16 protein-coding genes are annotated in these 10229 nt (G+C 50.5%); 2 read left to right on the top strand and 14 right to left on the bottom strand.

Annotation, left to right across the window (positions count from 1 at the left end; genetic code table 11):
• Positions 1 to 245 precede the first annotated feature (245 nt).
• Positions 246 to 1175 (bottom strand): 6-phosphofructokinase II, encoded by a 930-nt coding sequence (gene pfkB / locus OGY83_RS06670; protein WP_286635542.1) that lies wholly within the window; start codon positions 1173 to 1175, stop codon positions 246 to 248.
• A gap of 287 nt (positions 1176 to 1462) precedes the next feature.
• Here pfkB and OGY83_RS06665 point away from each other — a divergent pair, with 287 nt between their 5' ends.
• Complete coding sequence (locus OGY83_RS06665) at positions 1463 to 2221, top strand: DUF481 domain-containing protein (RefSeq protein WP_181508701.1); 759 nt, start codon at positions 1463 to 1465, stop codon at positions 2219 to 2221.
• Between the two features lie 163 nt (positions 2222 to 2384).
• On the opposite strand, the gene yniD is transcribed toward OGY83_RS06665, so the two are convergent.
• On the bottom strand, positions 2385 to 2492 hold the full coding sequence (yniD, locus tag OGY83_RS06660) for a small membrane protein YniD (protein ID WP_003030590.1): 108 nt from the start codon (positions 2490 to 2492) through the stop codon (positions 2385 to 2387).
• Positions 2493 to 2948: 456 nt separating this feature from the next.
• On the opposite strand from yniD, the gene OGY83_RS06655 reads away from it, so the two are divergent.
• Positions 2949 to 4157, top strand: a complete 1209-nt coding sequence (locus OGY83_RS06655; RefSeq protein ID WP_286635541.1) for a tyrosine-type recombinase/integrase — start codon at positions 2949 to 2951, stop codon at positions 4155 to 4157.
• Here OGY83_RS06655 and OGY83_RS06650 read toward each other — a convergent pair.
• The 12 genes from OGY83_RS06650 to OGY83_RS06595 form a co-directional block, all read right to left on the bottom strand.
• The gene (locus OGY83_RS06650) at positions 4115 to 4351 is read right to left on the bottom strand and encodes a hypothetical protein (protein WP_032936075.1); all 237 of its coding nucleotides are present in this window, start codon (positions 4349 to 4351) and stop codon (positions 4115 to 4117) included. The genes OGY83_RS06655 and OGY83_RS06650 overlap by 43 nt on opposite strands.
• Positions 4352 to 4458: 107 nt before the next feature.
• Complete coding sequence (locus tag OGY83_RS06645) at positions 4459 to 4644, bottom strand: hypothetical protein (RefSeq protein WP_286635540.1); 186 nt, start codon at positions 4642 to 4644, stop codon at positions 4459 to 4461.
• A 9-nt stretch (positions 4645 to 4653) separates the two neighbouring features.
• The gene (locus OGY83_RS06640) at positions 4654 to 4845 is read right to left on the bottom strand and encodes a hypothetical protein (RefSeq protein WP_286635539.1); all 192 of its coding nucleotides are present in this window, start codon (positions 4843 to 4845) and stop codon (positions 4654 to 4656) included.
• 9 nt (positions 4846 to 4854) lie between these two features.
• Positions 4855 to 5094 (bottom strand): DUF4222 domain-containing protein, encoded by a 240-nt coding sequence (locus OGY83_RS06635; protein WP_286635538.1) that lies wholly within the window; start codon positions 5092 to 5094, stop codon positions 4855 to 4857.
• Complete coding sequence (locus OGY83_RS06630) at positions 5057 to 5413, bottom strand: phage protein NinX family protein (RefSeq protein WP_286635537.1); 357 nt, start codon at positions 5411 to 5413, stop codon at positions 5057 to 5059. The genes OGY83_RS06635 and OGY83_RS06630 overlap by 38 nt, the downstream gene beginning before the upstream one ends.
• Positions 5413 to 5634: a TraR/DksA C4-type zinc finger protein gene (locus OGY83_RS06625; RefSeq protein WP_286635536.1), complete on the bottom strand. Its 222-nt coding sequence runs from the start codon at positions 5632 to 5634 to the stop codon at positions 5413 to 5415. Before OGY83_RS06625 ends, OGY83_RS06630 begins: the two co-directional genes overlap by 1 nt.
• Before the next feature lie 97 nt (positions 5635 to 5731).
• The gene (locus OGY83_RS06620) at positions 5732 to 7051 is read right to left on the bottom strand and encodes a phosphoadenosine phosphosulfate reductase domain-containing protein (protein WP_286635535.1); all 1320 of its coding nucleotides are present in this window, start codon (positions 7049 to 7051) and stop codon (positions 5732 to 5734) included.
• Positions 7048 to 7266: a hypothetical protein gene (locus tag OGY83_RS06615; protein ID WP_286635534.1), complete on the bottom strand. Its 219-nt coding sequence runs from the start codon at positions 7264 to 7266 to the stop codon at positions 7048 to 7050. Before OGY83_RS06615 ends, OGY83_RS06620 begins: the two co-directional genes overlap by 4 nt.
• Positions 7263 to 8393 carry a DNA-methyltransferase gene (locus OGY83_RS06610; protein ID WP_286635533.1) on the bottom strand — a complete coding sequence of 377 codons (1131 nt, stop codon included), beginning with the start codon at positions 8391 to 8393 and terminating at the stop codon, positions 7263 to 7265. The genes OGY83_RS06615 and OGY83_RS06610 overlap by 4 nt, the downstream gene beginning before the upstream one ends.
• Complete coding sequence (locus OGY83_RS06605) at positions 8390 to 8842, bottom strand: hypothetical protein (protein WP_286635923.1); 453 nt, start codon at positions 8840 to 8842, stop codon at positions 8390 to 8392. Before OGY83_RS06605 ends, OGY83_RS06610 begins: the two co-directional genes overlap by 4 nt.
• A gap of 12 nt (positions 8843 to 8854) precedes the next feature.
• Positions 8855 to 9337 carry a siphovirus Gp157 family protein gene (locus OGY83_RS06600; protein ID WP_286635532.1) on the bottom strand — a complete coding sequence of 161 codons (483 nt, stop codon included), beginning with the start codon at positions 9335 to 9337 and terminating at the stop codon, positions 8855 to 8857.
• A complete protein-coding gene (locus tag OGY83_RS06595; RefSeq protein WP_286635531.1) occupies positions 9330 to 10226 on the bottom strand; it encodes a RecT family recombinase in 897 nt (298 codons plus the stop codon). Before OGY83_RS06595 ends, OGY83_RS06600 begins: the two co-directional genes overlap by 8 nt.
• Positions 10227 to 10229: the final 3 nt, after the last annotated feature.

Genomic DNA, 10229 nt, shown 5'->3' with positions numbered 1-10229 from the left:
GCCAGATCATAAGGTTAGCGCAAGAATGCGGTTAAAAAACACGAACTGACGCACACCACGGACGCGTCATCGCTGGAAAGGCACTTAATGTTTGTCGCTCTTCTTCACCCCGTACCGTTGTGGAGACGTCTGACTGCACATGATTCACTTCTTTGTAATCACGTGATTTTTTATCATAGTCGCATAACACCCATGCTGACAGTTTTACGCGAGAATCCCCTTTCTCTTCAAAAGGGGCTGTGTCATTACTGTGTGAGATACGAATAAATTTTTTGCGTGTCGTCCAAAGAGCACAGGCGCGTACCCTGATTTAGCGTTGCTGCGCTACCTGCGGCGACACCGTAACGGACAATATCCTCAAAAGGCGCGTTCTCAGCCAGTTTAAGCGTCATGGCCCCGACCATACTGTCGCCCGCGCCTACGGTACTTTGACTTTTCACCGGTGGAGGAACCACCTGAACGCAGGTATCTCGATCTACGCCCAGCGCCCCTTGCGGCCCAAGCGAGACCACAACGCGGTGCGCTTTCCCACTATGTACGATTTCCTGTGCGGCCTTGCGCACATCATCGGGCTGTGTCAGTTCGCGGTTTACCAGCGCACTCAGTTCTTTGAGGTTGGGTTTGACCAGTTCGATATTGCCGATGGCTAACGCCGCCGTCAGTGCTTCGCCTGAGCTGTCGACAATACAGCGGATCCCCTGTTTTTGTGCGGTGGTAATGAGTCGGTTCAACTTCTCAAGCTGTACGCCGGGCGGCAAACTACCGCTGATGACCAGCAGCGCACCAGATTCGATTTCCAGTACCTGATCCTGAAGTTGGTAGAACTCGTCATCGGTCAGCGCAGCGCCAGGCATGACAAAACGATACTGTTCACCGCTGGACTCAACGTGGACATGAAGATTTTGTCGGGTCCAGTCTTTGGCTTCGACGGTTGATACGGGAACATTTTCGTCGGCGAGCAATGCAACAAGATGCTCTCCGGTTGCTCCCCCTGCGGGGAAAATCGCCGTTGCGGTTCCGCCAAGATGGGCAATTGCGCGAGCGACGTTGATACCGCCGCCGCCGGGTTCAAAAACCGGAGAGGTGCAACGAAGCTTACCTTCCGGGTAAATTTGCGGGGTGATTGTTGCGCTATCGAGAGAGGGCGCAAGTGTTAACGTATAGATACGTACCATCTTTACCTCCTGTTAGGCTGAACTCAGTCTGGCACTTAACCTCCCGAAAGTGAAGTAATTAACAACATGATTTTCCATATCTTTATTTAAAATTATCGTCATAAAGATATATAAATAAAATAGAGGTTTAGGAACGCTCTTATTCAAAAAATGAAATAAGAATTTATTGCTATGTTATTCGAGTCTTTTTATAATTTGTTACCTTTCAAGGGTCTTTTGTCATTGATCCATATGAAAGTTTCCGAGACCGTAATGGTCTCTTTTTTTGTTGTACGGACTCTTAATAAATGAAGCTTTTGAAGACAGTGCCCGCAGCATTACTGCTGACGGGAGGCCTGCTTGCGTCAATGCATGCTGCCGCCGATGATTCCGTTTTTACTGTCATGGATGATCCTTCCAGCGCGAAAAAACCCTTTGAAGGTAACCTGAACGCGGGATATCTCGCCCAGTCAGGCAACACAAAAAGTTCTTCTTTAACCGCGGATACCACCATGACCTGGTACGGCCAAACGACCGCATGGTCTCTGTGGGGAAATGCCAGCAATACCTCCTCTAATGATGAGCGTTCATCGGAGAAATATGCCGTAGGTGGTCGTAGTCGTTACAACATGACCGACTATGACTATCTCTTTGGACAGGCAAGCTGGTTGACCGACCGCTACAACGGCTACCGCGAGCGTGACGTGCTGACCGCGGGTTATGGTCGTCAGTTCCTCAACGGACCTGTGCACAGTTTCCGTTTCGAATTCGGTCCTGGCGTGCGCTATGACGAGCACACGGATGGCACCACCGAAACGCAGCCGTTGGGCTATGCGTCCGGGGCTTATGCATGGCAGATGACGGACAACACCAAGTTTACTCAGGGTGTGTCGGTATTCGGCGCTGAAGATACTACACTCAACTCTGAAACTGCCCTGAACGTTGCCATCAACGAACACTTTGGGTTAAAGGTGGCTTACAACGTGACCTGGAACTCTGAACCGCCGGCAACAGCGCCGGAGCATACCGATCGCCGCACGACAGTTTCTCTCGGCTATCGGATGTAGTGACAAGCCGGGTCAAATAAATGACCTGGCTTTCCTAAATTAAAGTTAAGTTTATTTAATATTTAATTTGCGTTTTATTTTTTACCCGGCCATAACGCGCTATTTTCAGACGAATTTGATTAATCGATAAATAAACGAAACCGGAACAGCGGGTGAGCGTCATTTAGCCCCAGATCATTGCAGCCCAGCGCAGCATCAACATGGCCGCACAAATAACGAGCAGAATCACAACCATCTTCCAGTGTTTCTTCGCAAAGCGATTTGTGGGCATTGTTTTTTTCCTGCTCAGGTTAGATGACTTTGTGCAAGTGTAACAAAGACGGTTGGGTGTCAGTGAATTGATTTACATCATAGAGCGCACGTTGATTGTTGCTTTGATCGACCCGTAATGCCGTGTACACTGTCAAACGGTGTTATCAAAAAGCGGGTGTAGGTCCAGTGTGGTCTTTAAGGCGACCAGTGACATATTTCGCAGAGTGAAGCGGGAATCAGCCCATTCCTTTTTGATAATTTTAAATATTGAATCTTTGTATGTGATCTTACGTGTAAGTACCATCCAGAATTTCACCTCATTCCTTTCTGTTCCTACCTGTTTCACCAATTCCGCACCACTCCTAACTTTATTCAATTTACCCGTTTCAATTTAGTTCATCTTGTCCGTGTTCGTGTCGTAGAATCTGTGTACCAAATCGTGTACCAATTCCGATAAAGCTGAACAGGGACAAGCATGCCTCTCAACGATACCAAGCTCAGGCGTATAGCTGGCAAGCCATATGATGGACCAGAGGAGATAGCTGACGGTGGTGGACTTTCTGCCAGGATCAGCCCAAAGGGACTTATCACCTTTCAATACCGCTATCGCTTCAACGGGAAACCGGCCCGGCTAAAACTTGGCACCTACGGCAAGATGTCGATCAAAGAAGCCCGTGACGCGATGGAGGAATGCAAGGGCTGGCTGGAAGAGGGGCGTGACCCGGCAATGCAGCGGAAGAAAGCCAGAGACATCGTATCCAGTTCTCCGAGCATCAGCACCCTCGTTGATGAGTGGCTTGAAACACCATCAGTGAAAGAGATGGTGAAGTACGAATACTGGAAGCGGATGCTGAAGCTTCACGTTACCGACAATTACGGCAAACTGATAGCAGATGAGATGAGCCCCGTTGAATGGGAGCAGATATTCCTGCGCATAACTAAAGGTGGTTCGCCGGTTCAGGCCGGTAATGTTCTGGTGAAGATGAAGCAGGTGATCCGCTATGCGCTGCGCCGAAAACGTATAACTTCAAATTCGCTAATGTTACTCGAAATTAATGATGTCGGTAGCCGCCCGGACGACGGGGAGAGATTTCTGAATGATGATGAGATAGGCGCGTTCTGGAATGCTATCGATAAAACAAAGATGTCATGGCAAAACAAAATGCTGATCCGCATTGTGGCCCTTACCGGCTGCCGCGGCGTTGAATTGAGATTAGCAAGGAAGGGTGACTTTGACCTGAAGGCGAGGGAATGGGTAATACCGAAAGAGAACTCGAAAACGCGCAAGCGCTTTGTGCGAGGGATTTCTCAACTGGCAGCCGATTATCTACAAAAGGTTTTTGATGTGTACCCCGATCAGACAATCGTGTTTCCACCGGCTAAGCTGCAGGTGGACAGGCCTATGTCAGCCAGTACATTGATTTCCATCGCGGGGCAGGTGGAAGAGGTAATGGGTGGGGAGCACTGGTCTCTGCACGACCTGCGCAGAACGTGCAAAACAAAGATGGCTGAGCTTGGTGTTGCTCCTCACGTATCAGAGAAGATACTCGGGCATAAGCTAACGGGGATGCTGGCTGTTTATGACCAGTATGATTACATCCCCGAGCAGCAGGCAGCAGCGGAATTGTGGGCCGATAAGATTCAGGCGTGTGCAGCCAATAGCCCTTTATCTTTGCAGAACTGAATAACTTCTACATAGCGGAAGAGAGCGCCACCTTTCGGAGGGTGAATTTCTTCCACTTCCTGCGGGAATGGTGTGCCAGATTCTTCCCACTGCTTGCGCTTACGGTAAAATGTGGTTCTGGAGATACCACCAAGCATCTCCTGAACGCGCTCACGGTTAACCAGAACCGGCTGAATGCTGATTGTTGTTTGCATGCTTTTCTCCAGGCAAAAATAAGCCCGGGCGAACCGGGCAAATGGGGGATAACGTGGCAGTGCATTCGCACCCAATAGCCGACTCAGTGAATCAGCTATCAGTTGCGTCATAAGCGGTTGCGAATTTTATCCAGCCAATCAAGATCTGGTTCTGGTGCATCGCATATCTCAGGCTCTTCGAGAGCATCACGAAAAGCAGCAGCTACAATCTTCCCGCCCATAAACGACATGCCAGCGCTAACTGGCGGCTCTTTACCGTCCTCATACTCAAATACAAAAGTCATCTTCCCCATAATCGCTCCTCAATCCTGCTGCTTAACAGTGTAATTGCCGTTCGGCTTAACGCTCACTGCAAAGTAGGTCCCGCCTGTAATGCCGATCCCCCACACGTCGCTCGTCCCATCATTTGGTTTCTTCTCGCTGATGAACCTTTGCAATGCGACGATGGCTTTCTCAATATCCAGCGTTGAGTTAACCGTCATGGTGATGCGCATAATCTCTCCTCATGCCGCCCGCATAGCGCGGAGGCGTTTTAAGTGTTCTGCTGTTTCAATTTCGGCGCGTATCTGTGCCGCCTCGAGTGGGTCGAGGTGCTCGAAATCGTTATTAAAGCGGTCGATTGAAGCGGTGCTGATCCGGCCCTGTCGCCAGTAGCGGGCTATTTCTGATGTAACTGAATGAATTATTACGGGCCAACCTGCGCTGTCAGCGTATATCTGACCCCGTTGAATTAGCTGGAACATTGGCTGAGTCCTGCATCATGAGGAAGGTAATCATAGCTGCCCTAAGTGGATTGGCGTCGTGGTTAGAATGGATGTCGCGAGAAACAACCCAGTTAACCTTTCCGAGGAATGACACAGGAACAACCCTAAGGAGATTTTCTTGAATAATCGGCCATGCGTCTGATGGGTTTGTACAGGGTTCGAAAAACGAGTATTGATGCCGACCATGACGTCTAAAAATCACTGAATGAGTGTCGCAAAAATCCTCTTCTAGGAAGCCGCCAATCGTCATTGCTACGAGTTTGCTAACTTCATAATCACTAAGCTTGCCGTAATCCATCACATCCTCCCAATTTTCTTACGCAATTCCTGCTCACCCTGGCACTCAACGCACATCGTGCATCCCGGATACGCTTTCCGGCGCTCGTTACTGAGGCGATCCCCGCATTCCTCACAGTGCGTTGCTGATACTGCTGAGTGGTTTAGTCTGTGAGCGGCTACTGCCATTTCTATTCGCTGCTGAGTTAGCTCGCTTGCAGCATCAAGGGTATCTGGTGTCATAGTCAGTGCTCCCTGAACTGTCGGTTAATTCGGTTGAAGGTGAACGCGAGAAAATAAAAAGGCCGCATTAGCGACCTTGTGATTCGTTTGGTTAGCGTCATTCGCAAAGTCCGTACCGTGATGAGCACACCGCTGTATCAAGGCTAGCCTTTACGAGGTCGTATACCTTTCCGCCTCGACCGGTTCTGGCCCACTCAACAACATCCAGCGCAGATGGTGCACCCATCCCACCGCGCGGCCCGTAGAATCCAGACCACTCGATTCGCTGAACGTCTGGCTCTAGACCATAAAGCTTCACTTCCTGGCCGAGATTTATCTGCCGCTTCCTGCTGCGCATTATCTCCTCGCCAGAGATGGCATCTTCTTCCATCCAGGCCTTTACATAGGAACCCAACTTCGCCCGCATCCACGACTGGCTCTCGGTACCAACGCTCATCCAATGAACCCAGCGCGACGCGAGGCGTACCTTTTTCTCCCATGCGTGATGCTTTTCGATGTGACCAGGCCAGCGGGCAGCGGTTTGTGCGATTTCTTCTTTTGTGCATAAAACGCAGTTCATGCAACCTACGCGGTCAGCACCTTGCAGATAAAGAGGGTTTGGATTGATGCCGAAATACTTATGCAGCGCGAATACATCTGCTGCCGTCCATTTATGAATGGGAAGGAAGTTGTATAGGAATTCTGGGTCACGCTCATCACGTGCGAACCTTGCGTAGCCAGCGCGTTTATCTGACTCATCCGCTCTCACGCCAGACCATTGGACTACGACCTCACCATCATCAAGCAACGGTTTGATTACCGCATCGAACGCAATCTGTATCTTAAGCTCTTCAGTACAGAAACGGTCACGCAGCATAGGGAACTTTCCGTGTAATAGCGCCGCATCAAGGAAAGAATTTCCACTCGGATGCATGACTGACAAGGCTGCTTCCAGAGGGGTTTCAAACTCAACGCCCCACCGTTCGGCGGTACGTTGCCACGACTTACCAAAACTAGTATCAGAACGAGCCAGAGACGGCATTACAACGCCGCGATAAGCACCCATTCTTATAGCTTGTCTCTTAGGCCACCGATTAATCAGGGATTGGCGACGTCGCTCAAAATCAGAATCAGAGTAAATTTTCTTAACCACTTTTACCGGTTCGCAGCCAATCTGACGATGAATGTTATAAGCGAAATCCACGGTTAATTCGTGCTCGTTATCCGTATCAGCCATAACGAATTGCGCTCTGTCACCAAACAGATTGTGAGCGATCGTCGCAGTTGTGGTGCTGTCCTTACCGGCTGAGAAGTTAACTACGATTTTATGGTCGTCGGGGATTCTGAACTCGTTTAGGTATCGGTTATATGCGGTTTCAACCTCGCGGACCATGGTGCTAATATCCGTTGGGACAATAATCATTGCTGCTTCACTCATGATTCCACTCCGTACCGGCCTTGCATACGACCGATGCTGCTAACGAATGCCACCAGGCTGATACCAAGCGGCGAAATTTTCTGGTGATGCTTCTTGATGATTGGCGGCACGACTGCATTCCATTTCGGCTTAGGCCTGCATTTCAGTGCCTGCTGAATCTCTGCCACGCATTTACGTCCCTGAGCTCTCACTACGTTGTTTTGCTCTGGTGTCATGCTGCCTCCGTCGTCTTTTTGAAGGAGTGAGCTATTCTCGCCGATGCGATTGTCACGTAGTCAGGATTCAGGTCGATGCCTATGAAGTTGAAACCTTCCTCGATAGCGGCCCTGCCGGTGCTACCGCTACCCATCCACGGATCCAGAACGGTACCGCCTGGCGGGGTAATCAACCTGCATAGGTAGCTCATCAGGGCGATCGGCTTAACAGTTGGGTGATTGTTCTTCGCGCCATTGGTACGCCCGGCGCCGGCGCGCGGATCGTTAATGCCGACGCTCCCTTCTTTGCGTCCGCCGGTCATGTCGCTGGCTGACGTCGCGATAAATCTCTCGAGTCCTTCGTCGCGTTCCTTCGGCTTAACCTTGGCGCAGTAGAAGAATCGCGCTGCGCTCTTGCTGCTATCGATTCGTGGCGTTGATTCATGACGTCGGTCCATTTGCCCGTAGCAGTTAGCTGATCCCATTTTTGAGCTTGGCTCATTACCGGTTAATGCTCCTTGCTGACCTTTAGCATCCGGGAACGCTGACACGACAACATCACTTCCATCGTGAATAATGTTTGCTGGCCAGCGTCCCTCTGGTGCCTGTTCGTAATCACCAAGCGGCTCGGTACCGTCACGCTGATGTGAAAGCAGGGCCCCAGCGCCACCTCTAAGCGCCTCGTCGGTCGGTATCCTGCAGTCGTCGATATTGATTGCGCCGGTACCATGCTCGGTCATGTTGGCGGACACCGTCTTCTTGAAAGGTTTGCGAGCCATGACGATCGGCTCATGGGCTGGTTTTAACGCGGTACCCCATCCATCAAATTCACCATCAAGATTATGTGACTTGGGAAAGCCGCTACCGTAAATCCAGAGGATTTGGTCCCTGACTTCGAAACCAGCATCCTCAACGTTAACGACAAGTCGGTGATATGTGCGGGATCCACCGAACGCCAGAATATGGCCGCCAGGCTTGAGAACTCGCAGGCATTCCTGCCACTGCTCTACAGTTGGGACGTCGTAATCCCACTTGTGGTTCATGAAGTTCAGCCCGTACGGAGGATCCGTCACGATGGCGTCAACTGAGTTATCCGGCAGCGTCTTCAGAACGTCCTCGCAACGCCCGACGTGAAGTTGATAGGTCATGAGTCCTCCGGTTTATGCTTATCCCATCCGTTACGCTCAATATTCACCTGCAGCCGCTTATCTCCTACCTCTTCGAAACTCCTGCCGGTAATCTCTGCTACTTCTGCGTTGGTGTAGCGCATGAGTATTGCTAACTCTTCCGTTGACCATTCACGCATAGTTAATCCTCCGGAGCGGGCCAGTGTGTCACGCTTGCTTCTGACTGAGTAAATGGAGCGACCGGTTGCCTTGGCTATATCTTCCTCTGAGAACCGACCAAAGAGATGAAGCTCGGCTGGCGTCCATGATCTGCCACTCATCTTGCTGATAAGTGGTGCGCCGATACGTGATGCCTGGCGAGTGATTGCCGATTCTGAACGCTCGAGTTTTTCTGCTATTTCTGAGCGGGACATCTTCATCCCAGCCTCGTGCAGAAACAGGTTTTCAAAGGGTTGCCAAAGTTCGCTCATTGAAAGCACCTGTTATTTGATGATTAATGATGGCTTGCCAACCTTGAGTTGAGCGCCGGGAATTGATTGGCCCGCTTTGAGTTGGTGCTTAATCGCTAATTTATCCGCCTTGATAACGGTTTCGTATTCGACAAACTCTGGAGGAAGGGCGCTTGAGTCGACAATTTCCACTGATTCAGAAGGAGAGCGAATTGTTACCTGGTGAATACCGGCTCTGATTTTCTTCTTTCCTGCTGTGGTTAATGCGGTTGCTATGTAAGCATGAATGTTTCCAACTTTATTCAGCGTGACTACTGCGCGTTCGTTGAGTGATTTTGCCTCGTCCTTGAGGCGTTCTGCGTATCCGGTTTCGTTCTTGCAGATAGCCAGCAACTGCTCAATTTTATCTGTAAGCTCTCCTTCCATCCCTTCAAGCGTGTCGGCGATCGCATCGGCCTCGAAGTCTGAATCCATCAACTTGGCGTAGTCGTTGGCGATTTCGTAAAGCTTACTCACTGGTCACCTCCAGCTTTGCTTTGCACTCTGCATAGATAGCCTGAACGTTCTGCTGCAGCTTCATGCCAGCTGTGCGCTTGTAGGCATCGGCAAAGATGCGTTTCAGGTCGTCCATGCTTTCTGCTTGCGCCATTTCATCGCAAAGAGTTTGAACATGGTCGATCACTTCCTGCTGTCGACAGCGCTCATCTTCGCAGATATCTTCCTCTGACTTGTGCGCCATAACCGGCTCTTGGTAAACGCCTTCATCTTCGTTGATGACGTGGATCGCGTTATCCAGACGCTCAGCACGAGGCCAGTACTTGCTAGCCCGCTTAACGATGGTCTTACGCGCCATCTCTTCCCAGAAGTTTTTCCACGGGCCATTCTTGGCTTTACTGGTTGCTTCCGTTGCCTTAATTTCTGCCAGGCTCATTTCTTCTGTCAGGTAATCGCCGTCTGGCGTTTTCACCGTGCAATAACCGCCGACTACGTCACCGCGATCGCCGAATGCGTTGTATTTGTGTGTAGGGGCGGTATCAAGTCCGTTTGATTCGTACGTGTCGTTTGAATACACCAGTTTGCACTGGCCCCACTTAATGGAACCGGTAGACTGAGCCAGATGCAGAAGACCCATGTAGCTGATATCAAGACACACCATGCCGTCGCGCGGCACCAGATACGCCAACTTGCTTGCCGGGTTAAGAGTGATGCCGATCGCCGCAACGTTGATGATGGCGTTCTGCGCGCTAGTAGGGTTTGATAGCGCAGTCTTGGCTAGATAGTCGTTACGCTGGAAATACTGTATTGCAAACTGGCTTTCCTTAGCCCATGTGACTGACTGGTCAGTTACCGCGCCAACAAAGAGTGGCTCCTGTTGTTTAACGAACTCAACAATGCTGATGCTCATTGT

Origin of the sequence: Citrobacter sp. Cpo090 (genome assembly GCF_030332665.1) — a bacterium.
Lineage (GTDB): Bacteria > Pseudomonadota > Gammaproteobacteria > Enterobacterales > Enterobacteriaceae > Citrobacter > Citrobacter portucalensis.
This window is presented reverse-complemented; position numbering and strand designations above follow the sequence as displayed.